Origin of the sequence: Acinetobacter nosocomialis (genome assembly GCF_041021905.1) — a bacterium.
GTDB classification, from domain to species: Bacteria; Pseudomonadota; Gammaproteobacteria; order Pseudomonadales; family Moraxellaceae; genus Acinetobacter; species Acinetobacter nosocomialis.
Window position 1 is genome coordinate 1223978 of record NZ_CP157432.1, and the last position, 16339, is coordinate 1240316.

The 16339-nt window shown below is 38.4% G+C and carries 16 protein-coding genes; 9 read left to right on the forward strand and 7 right to left on the reverse strand.

The window, feature by feature from the left end:
* Nucleotides 1-29: 29 nt before the first annotated feature.
* The 3 genes from ABLC00_RS05745 to ABLC00_RS05755 are packed head-to-tail and all read right to left on the reverse strand — an operon-like array spanning nucleotide 30 to nucleotide 3429.
* Nucleotides 30-1553: an NAD(P)/FAD-dependent oxidoreductase gene (locus tag ABLC00_RS05745; RefSeq protein ID WP_033854450.1), complete on the reverse strand. Its 1524-nt coding sequence runs from the start codon at nucleotides 1551-1553 to the stop codon at nucleotides 30-32.
* A gap of 23 nt (nucleotides 1554-1576) precedes the next feature.
* Nucleotides 1577-2410 carry an SDR family NAD(P)-dependent oxidoreductase gene (locus tag ABLC00_RS05750; RefSeq protein ID WP_002156874.1) on the reverse strand — a complete coding sequence of 278 codons (834 nt, stop codon included), beginning with the start codon at nucleotides 2408-2410 and terminating at the stop codon, nucleotides 1577-1579.
* A gap of 59 nt (nucleotides 2411-2469) precedes the next feature.
* A complete protein-coding gene (locus tag ABLC00_RS05755; protein WP_004888059.1) occupies nucleotides 2470-3429 on the reverse strand; it encodes a metal-dependent hydrolase in 960 nt (319 codons plus the stop codon).
* Between the two features lie 524 nt (nucleotides 3430-3953).
* On the opposite strand from ABLC00_RS05755, the gene ABLC00_RS05760 reads away from it, so the two are divergent.
* Entirely contained in the window at nucleotides 3954-4577 is a 624-nt protein-coding gene (locus ABLC00_RS05760; RefSeq protein WP_002156858.1) for a TetR/AcrR family transcriptional regulator, read from the forward strand.
* Nucleotides 4578-4638: 61 nt separating this feature from the next.
* Here the strand turns inward: ABLC00_RS05760 and ABLC00_RS05765 are convergent, their stop codons facing one another.
* Entirely contained in the window at nucleotides 4639-5361 is a 723-nt protein-coding gene (locus ABLC00_RS05765) for a pirin family protein (RefSeq protein WP_000459994.1), read from the reverse strand.
* Nucleotides 5362-5872: 511 nt separating this feature from the next.
* On the opposite strand from ABLC00_RS05765, the gene ABLC00_RS05770 reads away from it, so the two are divergent.
* The 6 genes from ABLC00_RS05770 to ABLC00_RS05795 all read left to right on the forward strand — a co-directional run bounded on the left by ABLC00_RS05770 (nucleotide 5873) and on the right by ABLC00_RS05795 (nucleotide 12635).
* Nucleotides 5873-6835 (forward strand): metal-dependent hydrolase, encoded by a 963-nt coding sequence (locus ABLC00_RS05770; protein ID WP_004709868.1) that lies wholly within the window; start codon nucleotides 5873-5875, stop codon nucleotides 6833-6835.
* Nucleotides 6836-6900: 65 nt separating this feature from the next.
* Nucleotides 6901-7731 (forward strand): SDR family oxidoreductase, encoded by an 831-nt coding sequence (locus ABLC00_RS05775; protein WP_004709866.1) that lies wholly within the window; start codon nucleotides 6901-6903, stop codon nucleotides 7729-7731.
* Nucleotides 7732-7754: 23 nt separating this feature from the next.
* Nucleotides 7755-9305: an NAD(P)/FAD-dependent oxidoreductase gene (locus ABLC00_RS05780; RefSeq protein WP_004888056.1), complete on the forward strand. Its 1551-nt coding sequence runs from the start codon at nucleotides 7755-7757 to the stop codon at nucleotides 9303-9305.
* A gap of 350 nt (nucleotides 9306-9655) precedes the next feature.
* Nucleotides 9656-9883, forward strand: a complete 228-nt coding sequence (locus tag ABLC00_RS05785; RefSeq protein ID WP_004709863.1) for a hypothetical protein — start codon at nucleotides 9656-9658, stop codon at nucleotides 9881-9883.
* Nucleotides 9884-10205: 322 nt separating this feature from the next.
* Nucleotides 10206-11525, forward strand: coding sequence for an NCS2 family permease (locus tag ABLC00_RS05790; protein WP_004888055.1), 1320 nt, complete (start codon nucleotides 10206-10208; stop codon nucleotides 11523-11525).
* A gap of 111 nt (nucleotides 11526-11636) precedes the next feature.
* Nucleotides 11637-12635 carry an adenosine deaminase gene (locus ABLC00_RS05795; protein WP_002156878.1) on the forward strand — a complete coding sequence of 333 codons (999 nt, stop codon included), beginning with the start codon at nucleotides 11637-11639 and terminating at the stop codon, nucleotides 12633-12635.
* 44 nt (nucleotides 12636-12679) lie between these two features.
* On the opposite strand, the gene ABLC00_RS05800 is transcribed toward ABLC00_RS05795, so the two are convergent.
* Nucleotides 12680-13237: a cytochrome b gene (locus ABLC00_RS05800; protein ID WP_002156818.1), complete on the reverse strand. Its 558-nt coding sequence runs from the start codon at nucleotides 13235-13237 to the stop codon at nucleotides 12680-12682.
* 240 nt (nucleotides 13238-13477) lie between these two features.
* On the opposite strand from ABLC00_RS05800, the gene ABLC00_RS05805 reads away from it, so the two are divergent.
* Together ABLC00_RS05805 and rnhB are read left to right on the forward strand one after the other, a co-directional pair.
* Nucleotides 13478-13855 carry a hypothetical protein gene (locus ABLC00_RS05805; protein ID WP_002156817.1) on the forward strand — a complete coding sequence of 126 codons (378 nt, stop codon included), beginning with the start codon at nucleotides 13478-13480 and terminating at the stop codon, nucleotides 13853-13855.
* Between the two features lie 66 nt (nucleotides 13856-13921).
* Entirely contained in the window at nucleotides 13922-14488 is a 567-nt protein-coding gene (gene rnhB, locus ABLC00_RS05810; RefSeq protein ID WP_000495832.1) for a ribonuclease HII, read from the forward strand.
* A gap of 69 nt (nucleotides 14489-14557) precedes the next feature.
* Here rnhB and csrA read toward each other — a convergent pair whose 3' ends face one another.
* Nucleotides 14558-14812, reverse strand: a complete 255-nt coding sequence (gene csrA / locus ABLC00_RS05815) for a carbon storage regulator CsrA (protein ID WP_000906487.1) — start codon at nucleotides 14810-14812, stop codon at nucleotides 14558-14560.
* 246 nt (nucleotides 14813-15058) lie between these two features.
* On the reverse strand, nucleotides 15059-16339 hold the full coding sequence (locus tag ABLC00_RS05820) for an aspartate kinase (RefSeq protein WP_001185176.1): 1281 nt from the start codon (nucleotides 16337-16339) through the stop codon (nucleotides 15059-15061).

The window sequence follows — 16339 nt, forward strand, 5'->3', positions numbered from 1 at the left end:
CTTACAACTGATTTGGTCAAAATTACAAATTAATGTGTTTTTGACGTTTGATATATGACGTCATAATCTTTCAAATCTAGTTTTTTCAAGCGTTGTTTCAGCTTTTTCAATGACCACGGCCATGCTGCAAAGTTGCGACCGTTAGCATCAAGGTAATAACTCTTACAGCCACCACTATTAAATACAGTGGTTTGCAGATGCTTTTGTACCAAGTCGTTGTGCTTTTTAATCACATCAGACTTAACGTTTAGTTTGCTAATCCCTTTGTTTTTAATTTTTAGCAAGCCATCTACAATATAGTCGAGCTGTGCTTCTGCCAAGCCAATAAACGAGTCATAAACCAGTACGTTTGGTCCCAAAACTAAGAATGCATTTGGTACATTTTCAATGTTGGTTCCTAAGTAAGCTTCTGGTGAAGTGTTTTTCCATAAATCATTTAAACGTTGTCCTTTTTCATTAAACACACGTTTACCGATTGGCGGGTGAGATACTTCAAACCCGGTGCCCCAAATAATCACATCAACTTCGTGGCGTTCACCATTGGCAGCAATCACCGTATTTCCTTCAACCTTCACTAAACCATGTGGAATAAGCGTGGTATTCGGTGCTTGTAGTGCAGGGTAGTAATTGTTAGCAAACAAAATACGTTTACAACCAATATCAAAATTAGGCGTTACGTTTTTACGTAACTCAGGGTCTGCAATTTGAAGTTTAAGTAATTGCTTGCCGAGTACATTTACTGGTTTTAGCGCAAGTGGGTTACGTAAACCAAAGTTAATTGCATTCAACGTTAGCGCTACACTTTTACGCCAGCTTGCCTGAATCGCTGGATATTTGGCAATGACGGATTTACTCAACTCGCCCAAGTCGGTATCTGGTTTTGGCAGTACCCAAGGTGCTGTACGTTGGAACACAAATAGCTCTTTTGCTTTGGGTTGAATTTGTGGCACAAACTGAATAGCAGATGCACCAGTACCAATTATAGCAATGCGTTTTCCAGTTAAGTCATAGTCATGGTTCCATTTTGCCGAATGGAACATTTCACCAGTAAAGGTATCTAAACCTTCAAGACGTGGAATTTGTGCTTCGGTAATTGGACCTGTTGCAAAAATAACAGTTCGCGATAGATATTGACCACTAGTTGTATCAAGTACCCATAAATGGCGTGTTTCGTCCCAAGCAGCATTGAGCAGTTCGTTGTTAAACTCAATTTTAGACGTGATATTAAACTCGTTACTTACATCTTCTAAGTAACTTAAAATTTCCGGTTGGCGTGCAAATAAGTGACTCCATTTTGCACTTGGGGCAAACGAGTATGAATACAGAGCTGAAGGTACATCGCAGCCACAGCCCGGATACGTGTTTTCACGCCAAGTACCACCTACACGTGCTGCTTTTTCAATAATTTTGTAGTTGGTATAGCCCACTTGGTCGAGACGAATTGCTGCGGCAATACCGGAAATTCCGGCACCCACAATAAAGGTATCGTAAATATGGCTAGGCGAATTGACAGCTTTTTTTGCTGATGTATTTGTTTTCATTTGAGCAGTCATATGGGTACTACCTATAAAATTTCTTATTTAAATAATTTGTACGATGTACCAAGGAATTTGGTATACAAGCTTGGAGATGCACGTTTCATGAGCCAGAACAACTTCGCGTCGATTTGAGGAATGGTATAAAGCTCATCCTGATCAAGACGGTTAAGTGTGAGTTTGGCGACATCGTCACTTGTGGTGAGTGCGTAGTTCATGAGTGCATGGTCTGCAAGCTTGGAATAGCGGCCCGGAATACGACCATTTTTAATGATATTGGTGGGTACCAAAGTCGGGCAGAGCACATTGACTTTAATGTTAAATTTACGAAGTTCAGCCGAAAGTGTTTCAGACAGCGCACGAACACCCGCTTTCGTTACGTTATAAGCAGTCATTTCTGGAGCAGCCGTGTACGATGCCGCCGAAGCCACATTAATAATCGCGCCATAACCTAGTTTTTTGAACTTTGGCACAAATGCATGACAACCATGAATAACGCCCCAAAGGTTAATATTCATGACCCAGTTCCAGTCTTCTAGACTGAGTTCGTCAAACTTACCGCCTAATCCCACACCTGCATTATTAATGACAAGGGTCACAGGGTGACCAAGTAAAATTTCAGCAGTTTCAGCTAGGTGGTTCACTTGTTCTGCATTACCCACATCGCAGCGCATGGCAAAAGCTTTTGCGCCTTCTTGTTCAAGAAGCTTTACCGTTTCTTCTGCGGCTTCTAAATTAATATCTGCACACACTACGCTACCACCACGTTTTGCCAGTTCAAGTGCAAAACTCCGCCCAATTCCACTGCCTGCGCCAGTCACAACGGCATAAGCTTTTTGGCTTGGTTTAACTTTCTTTTTACCAAATAAAATCATGATTCATCCCGAAATAGATTTAAGGAAAACCAGCCATTGAGTGACTGGTTGCAAGCCAGTTAAGACAAGCGTACAGGCGGAGTAAATTCCTTCACAAAGTAAGGCGCAATTGCACCTCCTTCCTTCAGTAATTTGTCTTTGTAGTACTCTAGATATTCAGTGGTATCATGATCATTTGGGTGGAAGTCAGGGCGTAAGTAATCGAAAATCTGGCCAATCGTGCTACCGAATACGCCATCTTTTGGACCAAAGATAAGTCCGACACCACGGCGAGCGTCTTTCCAGAATTTTCTAGTCAGCATTTCCTGTGGTTTTCTTAAAACAGGAATAAACAAGGTAGTTGCTGGGATTAGACCTAAAATAGTAAAGAAAGCTAAGAAGAAGCCAGAAGCTCGTAGTGGGTAGCTACCATTGAGTAATTGATAAACATCATAGGCAATATCTTTATGCTCAGATTCTTCAAGCATATGCCACATCCATAGCGCACGGCTTTTGGCATCGTCTGAATAGTAGAAATTCTTCTCATGTTTCATCATGTATTCGGCAAGTACAGCCGTAAAATGCTCAATACCAGCCATCATTGATAATTTAAGCGGTTGCGGAAATTTCAAAAACACATATTTAAAGAAGTTCTCGCCCAAGAAACGGTATAAATCGACCGGATATTCAACATCTTTAAGTGCATCGTTATATTCATTATGCAACTTAGAATGAATCGCTTCTTGACCAATAAGGGAAGTAACACGCTGTTTTAACACTGGGTCTTGAATAAATTCACGGTGGTGACGGGCAGTCTCGATCACCAAATCTTCACCATAGGTTAGAAATACTGAAAGCGTAGCAAAAAACAAGGTGGCAAATTGATTGTTCATATAGAATTCAACATCAATCTCTTTACCATCAAACCCGATATTTAAATGACGGATTGGAATAGATCCTTTACTGGCAAAATCTGGTAACTCGATTTCACGGTAAAATTTGAGTTTGTTTAGTGATTTTTTAACTGTGGTCGAGATCATGGCGACACCTTCAGATCAATCAGTGATAGTGCAGCTACGTCGAAAACCAAAAGCTTTGATTTCCAACAGGGCACTGTAAATTCCATTTTCAAAAAGCATTTTGTCTGCTTACTGACTACGGTGATGTTGCTCCGTTATTTGTTTGATTATTTGACTGAATAACGGAAAAAGAGGGGAACTTGATAAAATGAATCAACCTCTTTTTGGATTTTTTCATGTTAATCTGAGTTTATGTTCGGATTCAATTCGGGTAACTTTTTAAGTTTTATAAGCTCCCATCTAATGCATGAATAGAATAAAAAAATAGTTTTTTAATTTATTAATATATTGATTTTTATTTAAATAATTTAAATTTATTTAAAAATAATTACCTAATAATAAAAGAGCTCATAAGTATGTTTAGCCATGCTCCTATAAAAATTACTCTATGAAATTTGACAACTATTCGGATTTTGTTTTTTTATTAGGGTGGGGCTAAATTACATGCTAACCTGAGCTTATGTTCGGATTATTAATAAGAAAATATGTCTACGCGAAAACCCCGTCAGGCACGAGCCAAAGTCACGGTCGATACCATTATTGAAGCAGGTTTTATTGCCGTAGCTTTGCATGGACCAAGTGGTACCACCACACGTCATATTGCGGAAATTGCAGGGGTGAGTGTGGGGTCTCTCTATGAGTATTTTAAAAATAAAGAAGAAATTTATGATGCGATGAATCACTACTTTGTGAGTGAAATTCTCGACATGATTAAAGAGCTAACCCCTACAATTTTAGAGTTGGAATTAGAGCCTGTCATTGAAATGATTTTTTATACGTTCAGTGATTTATTAAAGAAAAATAATGACCGTTACTTAACCGTTTTACGTTACGCAGGTGAGTTGCAATACGACAAATATATTCCAAAAATTGAACAGGCTTTAATGGAAGTCATCATGAAATATATGATGCATAATCCTAAATATTTAAAAATTAATAATTTACCTGTAATTACCTATATTTGTATTAATAGCGGTATTTTTAACGTAGCAAGGCATCTTATTTTACCTAACCCATTTATTAGTTTTGATGAAATGGTGCAAGGGTTAACAACTATGATCATGAGTTATATCAACACTGAAATGGCACGCTCGGAAGACCATTCATAATTTTTCTTTTTAATAAACATAAAAAAACACCTGCGTATATTTCGCAGGTGTTTTTTGTTGATTATGGCATGGTTGGAATTTCTTCCGGACGCATATCAAAAATCAGAATTTCGGCGTTGTCACCATTAGTAAATGATAACTTGCCTCCATCACGAATTCGTGCAGCATCACCTGTATTAAAGGTTTTACCGTTTACATCAATACGGCCTTTTGCCACATGTAGGTAAACATAACGACCTTCTGGAATTGCAAATTCTGCTGTTTCTTCACCATCAAAAAGACCTGAATAAATATTAATATCTTGTTTGATGGATAAAGTTTTTTCGCCACCTTTTGGTGAAATCATCAAGTGCAATTTACCGCGTTTGTCTTCCTCGGAAATATGCAATTGTTGATAGCCTGGTGTTGTGTTCACTTCATTTGGAACCACCCAAATTTGCAAGAAGTGCACGTTTTCTTGAGCAGAGTGATTAAATTCACTATGTGCAACCCCACGGCCTGCGCTCATTAACTGAATATCACCAGGCACAATAACCGAACCTGTACCCATTGAATCTTTATGTTCTAACGCACCTTCAAGCACATAAGAAATAATTTCCATGTTACGGTGAGGGTGAGTACCAAAGCCTTTTGATGGAGCAACCGTATCGTCATTAATCACAAGCAAATCTGAAAAGCCGACTTGTTTCGGGTCCCAATAATTTGCAAATGAAAACGTGTGTTTTGACTGTAACCAGCCATGATGTGCTGCACCACGCTCATGAGATAAACGCATATCAAACATGATTTATTCTCCTCATCCAATTTTTTTCTCTGAATGCAGTTTATCGTTTTCATTTATGCAATAAAGCTCTAAAAACAGAAAGCTTAGTGTGATTTTTGGAACGCTGAAATTTTGATATGAGATGCGAGGAAGGGTAGGCATAATATTTCATTTTTTATCTTTTAAAGCCATATTTTTATCATTTTAGGACAAATGTATTTTATTTAAATAATTATGAATAAGAGTAGGTTATATAAGTTGTTTGAAATAATCAAAAAATATTTAAGTTGGCAAAAAGTTTCAAAGTAGGTTGGCTTTTTTTGTCCTTGTTCGAGTGGTACATCAAGCGCACTATTTAATCTGATTTGGTGAACTTAACAACACTTAGGTTCATAAAACATGGCAAGGCAGATGTATTCGAGCAAATTTTTGTTCTAGAGCAGTTAAAGATTGCAAGAAATAATCTAAAGACAACTTTACCTGTTTGATTCGACGCTGCCTTGTATTTAACAAATTTTATAGGGTGTCAAAAATGGTCGCTCAAGCTATCCGAAATATTATTTCTCCTAAATCAGTTATAGCTCAGTATCAAAAGATAGATTTCTCAAATAAAGGAACTATCCCAATTCGCCATTTAAATATCGGATTTGATGGTAAAGAAATTGATATCGAGTTTTACGTCAACAACCAGTTTGCAACATTGTTCTTTGCAACGCTTTCGGTTTTCTTGACCTATGGTGAAGATTTGGTGATTGAAACAGCTCGTCACCACCGTGAATTTATTCAAGACCCGATTTTAAAACAGCGAGTTACTTCCCTTATTGGTCAAGAAGCCATCCATTCAAAATTGCATAATGAGTTCAATGATGCAATTAAAGAGCTGGAATATCCGGTCGATTTTTATCGTTTCTTAGGTGAAAACTTCTTTAAATATGTGTTTTTAAAATTCCCACAGCCGTTAAAGCTTTCACTTATGGCGGGTATTGAGCACTTTACGGCAGTACTTGCCGAATACATGATGAAGCATGAAAAGAATTTCTATTATACCGACGATGCCAAAAGCCGTGCTTTATGGATGTGGCATATGCTTGAAGAATCTGAGCATAAAGATATTGCTTATGATGTCTATCAGGTTTTAAACGGTAATTATCCGTTACGTGCAACCGGCTTTTTAATGGCTTTCATCACTATTTTAGGACTTATTCCAACAGCAACTTTATTTGTACCCGTACTACGTAAACCACAAGAAATGCTAACTAAGAAATTCTGGAAAGATGCACGTCGTGGCGTCAACTTAATTTTTAGTCCAAAAGATGGTGTATTTGGTAGCACTATTGGCCAGATTTTTGATTACTTACGTCCTAACTTCCACCCAAATGATCATGACACGACCGAATACCTTGAGTACTACAAAAACAAATTACTTAACGAGGGCGGTGCTATAGCGCCTTACTTTGTGAAGGAATTTACACCACCAGTTCGTGCAGTTTCATAAGCGTATTAGTCATGGCAGTAATACGAAAATTACTGCCGTCTACCTAAAGTTTTTTAGGATTTACTATGATTTTATTTGGTAAGAAAGACCAGCCTAGCCGAAACGCATATGCGGTCGTAACTGGGGCAGGCAGTGGAATTGGTCGTAGCTTTGCAGTTGAACTAGCGAAGCGCGGTGGCAACGTAGTATGTGCAGATATTAATTTAGAAGCTGCAAAAGAAACTGTAAAGTTAATTGAACAGCTTGGACAAAAAGCATTTGCAGTCCAGTGTGATGTTGGGCAAGCAGAACAAGTACAGGCTTTGGCTGATCAAGCAGAACAGTTACTTGATCATCCAGTAACACTCATCATTAATAATGCCGGCGTAGGGCTAGGCGGCAAATTTGATGAAATGAGTTTGGAAGACTGGAAATGGTGTATGCATGTAAACCTATGGGGTGTTATTCATGGTTGTCATGCATTTGTGCCAAAGCTCAAAAAACTAGGTTACGGTGCAATTATTAATGTAGCTTCTGCGGCGTCTTATACCGCAGCACCAGAAATGAGTGTCTACAATGTAACGAAAGCCGGTGTATTGGCATTATCAGAAACCCTTTCAGCCGAGCTACGCAAATTCAATATTAAGGTCAATGTGCTGTGCCCAACTTTGGTACCTACCAATATCATTAAAAATGGTCGGATTCCGGGCCGTTATTCCAAGCTTGCAGACCATGCACTCATGAACTATGCCATGACAACCAGTGACGCAGTTGCGGCTTTAACATTGAATCGATTAGATCGAGGGCAGCTGTATACCACGCCACAGATCGACGCCAAATTATTCTGGCTTATGAAAAGAACGTCTCCAACCCTATATGCAAAGTTCCTTGGGCTTTCGTATCAGCTATTTAAATAAAATTTTGTATAGGCAGAAAAATTATGGTCACTAAACCTAGAACAAATACACGCACACGTAAAACCCAAGAAGTTGCACATGTTTATGACACTTTTATTGTCGGTGCAGGTATTTCTGGCTTAGCTGCAGCAATTAAGCTAAACGAAGCAGGCTTAACCAATTTTAAAATTATTGAAAAAGCCAGCCGCGTCGGTGGCACTTGGCGTGAAAATACCTATCCGGGCTGTGGTTGTGATGTACCGTCGTCACTTTATTCTTACTCCTTTGCCCCAAGTGCAAAATGGAGCCATTTATTTGCACGCCAACCGGAAATTTTAAGTTATTTAGAAGATGTTAGTCGTGAGTTTGATATTGAGTCCTTAATCGAATTCAATACCGAATTATTAAAAGCAGAGTGGGATAACCAAAAAAATATCTGGAAGCTAGAGACAAGCTCTGGTTTGTATATCGCTAAAACAGTTTTATTTGCTACAGGTCCAATTACCGAAGCACAAATTCCACGTCTTGAAGGTTTAGATACCTTTACTGGTGAAATGTTCCATTCGGCAAAATGGAACCATGACTATGACTTAACTGGAAAACGCATTGCTGTAATTGGTACTGGTGCATCTGCTATTCAGTTTGTGCCACAAATTCAACCTAAAGCCAAAGAGTTGTTTGTATTCCAACGTACAGCACCTTGGGTACTACCGAAGCCCGATACGGACTTGGGCGAGTTGAGTAAATCTGTCATTGCCAAATATCCAGCTATTCAAGCGACTTGGCGACAGACTGTGGCGGGTACTTTAAATGTCATTAATTTTGGCCTACGCAACCCAAAAGCTTTAAAGCCTGTCAATTTTGCTGCAAAACAATTGTTAAAGCTGCAAATCAAAGATCCAGTCTTGCGTAAAAACGTAACGCCTAATTTCGATATTGGCTGTAAGCGTATTTTGTTTGCCAATAACTATTATCCAGCGTTACAGGCACCTAACACTACGCTTATTCCACATGGTCTAGTTAAAGTCGAAGGCAATACGGTGATTGCAGCTAATGGTGAACGCCACGAAGTTGATGTGATTATTTGGGGTACTGGATTTGAAGTGTCTCATCCCCCTATTGGTAAACGTGTACATAACGAAAAAGGGGAATGTTTGGCTGAGCTTTGGAAAGACTCCTCACCAGAAGCTTATTTAGGAACCAATATTGAAAATGTACCTAATGCATTTCTTATGCTTGGGCCAAATGTTTTGGTCTATGACTCATTTATTGGTCTTGCCGAAGCACAACTGCAATATATTATAGATGGTTTGCTACAAATGAAGGCAAAAGGTATTGCTAAGCTTTCAGTGAAATCAGAAGTGATTAAAAAGCACAACGACTTGGTACAAAAACATCTACAAACCACAGTATTCAATAGCGGGGGATGTAAAAGTTACTATCTCGATGCAAATGGTCGCAACTTCGCGGCATGGCCATGGTCGTTAAAAAAGCTTAAACAGCGTTTACATCATTTAAAGTTAGAAGAATATGATGTGGTTTATGAAGCTGATTTGATAAAAGCAAAACCTAAAGCTGAAGAAGTTGCTGGTTAATGACTTTATAAAAGCCCATTTTAATTTATTGAAATGGGCTTTTTATTATTGAACGGATTGAACAATAATTTAATGAAGTTAAATTGAAAAATAAATTTAAATATACTTAAAAATAAAAGTAGGTGAATAAGGCTATATAAGTTTTTGTTAAAAAAATATAGTTATTTTTAAAAATGAATTTTTAAGTGAAAAGTATTATTTTTACTCTTTTTTAAAATTGCAAATTAGAAAACATTTTTTATATCAATAGATTGAGTGATTAATAATTATTGTAAATAAATGTGAAAATATTCACAAACTGGTTATTTTTTGTTAAGATCATTAACATTAAAAACATAGAGATAATAATAATGATCAATAAAGTATTAATAGTGTTGTGTGTGAGTATCGTGTTTGTACTAGGGTACTGGGCGTATTTAGATACCCAAAATAAAAGACATCAAGAGCTCATGAGGATTATTCAGGAAGCTGAAAAAAATTTGCAAACAATTGAGCGAAATCCTAATCGTATTAGTCATAGCAATTTAGCTTCATATAATTTGCAAAAATATATCAGCGATAAAAAAGTGTTTTTCTAAGCAAAGTAGTCATTATTATTTGATTTAAAAACTGTGCCATTGATCATATCTTTTCATAAATTTTGATCATGTTGCTTTTGAATCTGTTAAACTTATTGAACGTATAGTAAAAAAGCTGCATAGGGGTTATGCAGCTTTTTTGTGTTTCAAGAGGGGCTGTGGCTATTTTCTGTGTATGACAGCAGAAATCGAATGAGTGGCATATTTGTTGCTTCGTCTATTGAAGATTTTTGTCTAGAGATCTGATCAGAAAAACAAGATTGCTCAGATACCTACATAGAAGTACATATTCCACAGCTCAGATTTTGCATAGAGGCTACTTATGGCGGCGCCCAATTCTTCGGCAGGCTGGTTAGAGCGTTTATTTAAGTTAAGCGACAATAAAACCACGTTTCGAACAGAAGTTCTTGCTGGTGTAACTACGTTTTTAACGATGTGTTACATCATCATTGTCAATCCACTCATTTTATCTGAAACCGGCATGGATCATGGCGCCGTATTCGTTGCGACCTGTTTGGCAGCAGCAATCGGTTGTTTAGTGATGGGTATTATTGCCAATTATCCAATCGCCTTAGCACCGGGCATGGGGCTTAATGCTTATTTTACCTATTCGGTATGTATGGGTATGGGGGTGCCATGGCAGACAGCTTTAGCTGCTGTTTTTGTTTCAGGCGTTGTATTTCTTGCAATCAGCTTCTTTAAAGTTCGTGAAGCGATTGTTAATGCAATTCCAATGTCGCTTAAATTTGCGATAGGTGGTGGTATTGGCTTATTCCTGGCGCTTATTGCGCTAAAAAATGCCGGAATTATTGTTGCAAATAAAGCAACATTAGTGGGTTTGGGCGATATTAAACAACCTACTGTACTACTGGCTTTATTTGGCTTTTTACTTATTGTTGTTTTACATCAGCTTAAAGTCCGTGGTGCCATCATTATTAGTATTTTGGTGGTGACAGCAATTGCGACTGCTTTAGGTTTAAATGAATTTAAAGGTGTAGTAGGGCAGATTCCTTCAATTGCACCAACATTTATGCAAATGGACTTTAAAGGTCTGTTTACTGCAAGTATGGTGGGTGTGATCTTTGTATTCTTTATTGTTGACTTGTTTGACAGTACGGGTACTTTGGTAGGTGTTTCACACCGTGCGGGCCTTTTAAAAGATGGTAAATTGCCACGTTTGAAAAAAGCACTATTTGCTGACTCTACTGCAATTGTTGCTGGCGCAGCATTGGGTACATCATCAACTACGCCATATATTGAATCGGCTTCAGGTGTAGCAGCAGGTGGACGTACAGGTTTAACTGCAGTAGTGGTCGCTTTCTTATTTATTTGCTGTTTATTCTTGGCACCTCTTGCTCAATCTGTGCCAGGTTTTGCAACAGCTCCAGCTTTGTTGTTCATTGGTGTACTCATGATCCAAGGGATCACGCACATTGATTGGGATGATATTACAGAAGCTGTTCCAGCCTTTTTAACGATTGTATTTATGCCATTTGCGTACTCAATTGCAGATGGTATTGCTATGGGCTTCATCAGCTATGCATTAGTTAAATTATTCACAGGTAAGGCAAAAACTGTTCCATACATGGTATGGATTATTGCTGCTCTTTGGGTATTTAAATTTATCGCTTTTGGCGGTTAATATGATTTTTCATAATTTCCTTCTAGAACTATTTTATTGATAGAGATATAAGAAGGAAATTATAGAAGGGTGTGCTTACCACACCCTTTTTTCTTTAGATGTGGAGTTAATATGAATCAAGTCGAGCTGATTCAGGCCTTACCAAAAGCCGAGTTGCATGTGCATATTGAAGGGACGTTTGAACCTGAATTAATGTTTGCTATTGCACAGCGTAATCAGATTCAGATTCCTTACAAATCTGTTGAAGAAGTAAAGCAAGCTTATAACTTTCATAATCTTCAATCATTTTTAGATATTTACTATGCTGGTGCAAATGTTCTTGTTCATGAGCAAGATTTTTATGATTTAGCATGGGCATATTTTGAGAAATGTGCAGAAGATCGTGTCGTTCATACAGAAATGTTCTTCGACCCGCAAACTCATACCGACCGTGGTATTGCGTTTGCAACGGTGATCAATGGGCTTAAACGTGCATGTGCTGACGCAAAAACCAAATTTGGTATTAGCTCTCAGCTTATTATGTGTTTCTTGCGCCATTTAAGCGAAGAAGCTGCATTTGAAACGCTTGAGCAAGCTTTACCGTTTAAAGAAGACATTATTGCTGTTGGACTTGATTCAAGTGAAGTAGGCCATCCACCAGCTAAGTTTGAACGTGTTTTTGCTAAGGCACGTGAGGAAGGTTTCTTAATCGTGGCTCACGCAGGCGAAGAAGGCCCACCTGAATATGTATGGGAAGCTTTAGACTTGCTCAAAGTAAACCGTATTGATCACGGCGTGCGTTCTGAAGAAGACGAACAATTAATGGCTCGTCTAATTAATGAAAAAATGCCATTAACGGTTTGTCCTTTAAGTAACTTAAAGCTATGTGTCGTTAAGGATATGAAAGATCACAACATCCGCCGTCTTTTACAAAAAGGCGTACATGTGACTGTTAACTCGGATGATCCTTCATATTTTGGCGGTTATATGAATGATAACTTTATTGCTATTCAGCAGGCCTTAGATTTAAGTAATGATGAGTTGAAGCAACTCGCAATTAACTCTTTTGAAGCCTCTTTCATCTCAGATGAAGAGAAACAAAAGTGGATTTCAGAAATTCAGAAAATCTAAATAAAAAAACCGCCTGTGATAGGCGGTTTTTTTTAACATAGAATTTATTTAGGTTGTTTAGTCATACTATTTAAAACATTATCTTTATCCACAAAGTGATGTTTTAAAGCTGCCAGAACATGTCCAACAATAAGTAAACCTGCAAACCATGAAATATAGATATGCAATGGTTTAACAATCGCTAATATCTCAGGGTTATCTTGTACTAAACGTGGAATTTCAAATAAATATAAAACAGGGGCAGGATGACCAGCACTCCAGCTAAATAAACATCCTGTCACAGGTAAAGCCACTAAAATCACATAAAGCAATAAATGTCCGATGTGAGCTAGGGTTTTCATAGTGGGTGACATGGTGTCAGGCAGCTGTGGGGCTGGGTGGGTGTAACGCCAGAAAAGGCGAATAACTACTAGAAAAATAATGGTTGTGGCAATGTTTTTATGTAGTGTAATGACATCACCTTTAAAGCTACCATCAGCATCGTAACTTAAAAAGTTTCCACTATAAAAGCCAATCACCCAAGCGGTAATGAAAATGATTGCCATGACCCAATGCAGAATCTGTGCAGTACGGGTGTAGTATTGAGAGGATGAGGCAGGCATAAAAGACCCTATTTTTTTGTCATTTTAGTGCTAGATTTTATGAGAAAGGGTTGATTTTGAGAAATGTTGTTCTCGTAACGGAGCGTGCTATAAACAGAACGCTTTAATTGAAGAAACATAGTCAACTTGAGTTGGAAAATAACAGAGTTAGATTGCACAAATGCATCAATTTATTTGTTTCTTCTAAGCACAAGTTTAGGCAAAATACGCGCTGCTTACGTTCGATCAAAGGAAAAAATGATGAAAAAATTGATGCTTGCTATGGCACCAGTTGTTTTAGCTTTAACGGCATGTGCGACCACGCCTGGTGCAGGTTCTACAGAAACAGCAACTCAACAGTTAGGCATGACTGCATTAAAAGTGGCTGTAAACGCGAAATGTATTACAGAAATTAATAATGTTGCTGCATGGAAAACAGCAACCAAGCTTATGACTGCTGAACAACGTGATAGTATTCAAACTAATGTTTGTGGTTGCGTAAGTGAAAAGGCACCAAACAGTGTTACAGCAGTTGATTTGGCTACTGCTGCACTTGACCCTGCGGCACGTGCAACAGTTGTAAATCAGGTTGTCTCTAATACTGTAAACGCTTGTGTAGCAGAAGCTTTGCAAAAGTAATTAATAATTTGAGTTTCAAAGAAGGCTGACTCATATTGATCGGCCTCTTTTTTTATTGGAGTATACATGTTTGTTGCAGGCGTAGATGAGGCGGGGCGAGGCCCACTAGTGGGTTCAGTTGTTGCTGCAGCTGTTATTTTAGATCCGAACAATCCAATTTTAGGTTTGAATGATTCTAAAAAATTAACTGAAAAGAAACGTGAAAAGTTGTTTATCGAAATTCAGGAAAAAGCTTTGGCATGGTCAATAGCAGAAGCTACCCATGCAGAGATTGATGAGCTGAATATCTTGCAAGCAACTTTTTTGGCTATGCAACGTGCCGTGGATGGTCTAAAAACACAGCCTCAAAAAGTCATTGTAGATGGCAACCAAATTCCAAAAGGCATCATTATTCCTTGTGAAGCGATTGTCGGAGGGGATGCGAGCCATGCCGAGATTAGTGCAGCGAGTATCTTGGCAAAAGTCACACGTGATCGACAAATGGCAGAATTAGATCAGCAATATCCATTATTTGGTTTTGCCAAACATAAGGGTTATCCAACTAAAGCGCATTTTGAAGCGATTGCAGCTCACGGGGTAATCGATCAGCATCGTCGTAGTTATGCACCTGTAAAACGTGCATTAGGGCTATAAATTTATATACTCCCAAAAAATTTAAAGCGACTATAAAGTCGCTTTAATTAGGGAGAGAATAACTTCATACTAACGATTGAAGTTTTTCTGTGCATAATTATCATCTTCATATGAAACTTGATAATCTTGATCAAGATGTTGAAGGTGTTCATGCATTGCACGTTCATGTTGAATACGTTGATAAATTTCTTCGCGATGAACAGAAACCTCTTTTGGCGCATTCACACCAATTCGAACCTGGTTTCCTTTGACGCCAAGCACAGTAACACTGACTTGATCCCCAATCATTAATGTTTCCCCGACACGGCGGGTCAGAATCAGCATGTTTATCTCCTTGCTAAACGCTTAAAACTGCAATATTGGTACCCAAATAAAAAGCTCAACCTCAGTTTTCAGTCAGATTCTAACAGAAATATGAGAACAAAGTCATATTTTGATAATCTCTGCCAAAAAACTTTCCGTTTAATATAACAGAGCCGCTATAAAAAAAACTATAGCGGCTCTGTGTTTTCTTTGATTATTGTCGGACAAGTAAACATTTTTTAATGAATTCTTGACCGGTTGGTAAAATTAAGCGCGGGCGCTGCTTTCACCGTGTTCGCGATCTAAACCAAAAGCGGTATGTAGGCAACGAACTGCAAGTTCAAGATATTTCTCATCAATGATGACAGACACCTTAATTTCAGATGTTGAGATCATAAGGATATTAATACCTTCGTCTGCGAGGGCAGTAAACATCTTGCTTGCTACACCAGCGTGTGAGCGCATACCCACACCAACAATTGAAACTTTTACAATATCGTCACGTGTTGAAACTTCGCGTGCACCAATATTTTTGGCAGTTTCATTTAAGATTTTTTCAGCTTTCGCTAAATCAACACGGTTTACAGTAAACGTAAAATCTGTTGTGCCATCTTCTTCAACATTTTGGACTATCATGTCCACTTCAATGTTGGCATCACTTACTGGTGATAAAATTTTAGAAGCAATACCTGGTTCATCAGGTACACCTAAAATCGTTAATTTTGCTTCGTCACGGTTAAAAGCAATACCTGCAATGATTGGCTGTTCCATAGTGTCTTCTGCCTCAGTAGTAATGAGTGTACCTACATTTTCTTTAAATTCGTCGTCAAATGCGCCGTCGTCATCATTATCAAAGCTTGATAATACGCGTAAAGGAACTTGATATTTTCCGGCAAATTCTACTGAGCGAATTTGTAAAACTTTTGAACCTAATGATGCCATTTCTAGCATTTCTTCAAAAGAAATACGATCAATTTTCTTCGCTTTAGGAGCAACACGAGGATCTGTAGTGTAAACACCATCAACGTCAGTATAGATTTGGCATTCATCTGCTTTAAGTGCAGCAGCAATCGCAACACCAGAAGTATCTGAACCACCACGTCCTAGAGTAGTTGTGTTTCCATTAGCGTCAAAGCCTTGGAAGCCTGCAACTACAATAACACGGCCTGCATCTAGGTCATTGGTCATGACATCTGTGTCAATCGACTCAATACGCGCCTTGGTAAATGCACTGTCAGTTTTAATACCGACTTGACGTCCGGTATAGGATTTAGCTTCCACACCAATCGAATTAAGTGCCATAGCTAACATGGAAATCGTCACCTGTTCACCGGTTGAAACCATTTGGTCTAACTCGCGTGGGTCAGGTGTTTCGGTAATGGCTTTAGCGAGGGCAAGTAAGCGGTTTGTTTCACCACTCATTGCAGATACGACCACAACAACCTTGTGACCGTGATCATGCCAACGCTTCACACGACGAGCAACATTTAAAATGCGCTCGGGGGTACCCATAGAAGTACCGCCATATTTTTGAACGATTAATGCCAT

Bases quoted from the DNA above. Each gene is read 5' to 3' on its own strand.
- ABLC00_RS05745 (WP_033854450.1), bottom strand. From the start codon at position 1,553: ATGACTGCTCAAATGAAAACAAATACATCAGCAAAAAAAGCTGTCAAT.
- ABLC00_RS05750 (WP_002156874.1), bottom strand. From the start codon at position 2,410: ATGATTTTATTTGGTAAAAAGAAAGTTAAACCAAGCCAAAAAGCTTAT.
- ABLC00_RS05755 (WP_004888059.1), bottom strand. From the start codon at position 3,429: ATGATCTCGACCACAGTTAAAAAATCACTAAACAAACTCAAATTTTAC.
- ABLC00_RS05760 (WP_002156858.1), top strand. From the start codon at position 3,954: ATGTCTACGCGAAAACCCCGTCAGGCACGAGCCAAAGTCACGGTCGAT.
- ABLC00_RS05765 (WP_000459994.1), bottom strand. From the start codon at position 5,361: ATGTTTGATATGCGTTTATCTCATGAGCGTGGTGCAGCACATCATGGC.
- ABLC00_RS05770 (WP_004709868.1), top strand. From the start codon at position 5,873: ATGGTCGCTCAAGCTATCCGAAATATTATTTCTCCTAAATCAGTTATA.
- ABLC00_RS05775 (WP_004709866.1), top strand. From the start codon at position 6,901: ATGATTTTATTTGGTAAGAAAGACCAGCCTAGCCGAAACGCATATGCG.
- ABLC00_RS05780 (WP_004888056.1), top strand. From the start codon at position 7,755: ATGGTCACTAAACCTAGAACAAATACACGCACACGTAAAACCCAAGAA.
- ABLC00_RS05785 (WP_004709863.1), top strand. From the start codon at position 9,656: ATGATCAATAAAGTATTAATAGTGTTGTGTGTGAGTATCGTGTTTGTA.
- ABLC00_RS05790 (WP_004888055.1), top strand. From the start codon at position 10,206: ATGGCGGCGCCCAATTCTTCGGCAGGCTGGTTAGAGCGTTTATTTAAG.
- ABLC00_RS05795 (WP_002156878.1), top strand. From the start codon at position 11,637: ATGAATCAAGTCGAGCTGATTCAGGCCTTACCAAAAGCCGAGTTGCAT.
- ABLC00_RS05800 (WP_002156818.1), bottom strand. From the start codon at position 13,237: ATGCCTGCCTCATCCTCTCAATACTACACCCGTACTGCACAGATTCTG.
- ABLC00_RS05805 (WP_002156817.1), top strand. From the start codon at position 13,478: ATGAAAAAATTGATGCTTGCTATGGCACCAGTTGTTTTAGCTTTAACG.
- rnhB (WP_000495832.1), top strand. From the start codon at position 13,922: ATGTTTGTTGCAGGCGTAGATGAGGCGGGGCGAGGCCCACTAGTGGGT.
- csrA (WP_000906487.1), bottom strand. From the start codon at position 14,812: ATGCTGATTCTGACCCGCCGTGTCGGGGAAACATTAATGATTGGGGAT.
- ABLC00_RS05820 (WP_001185176.1), bottom strand. From the start codon at position 16,339: ATGGCATTAATCGTTCAAAAATATGGCGGTACTTCTATGGGTACCCCC.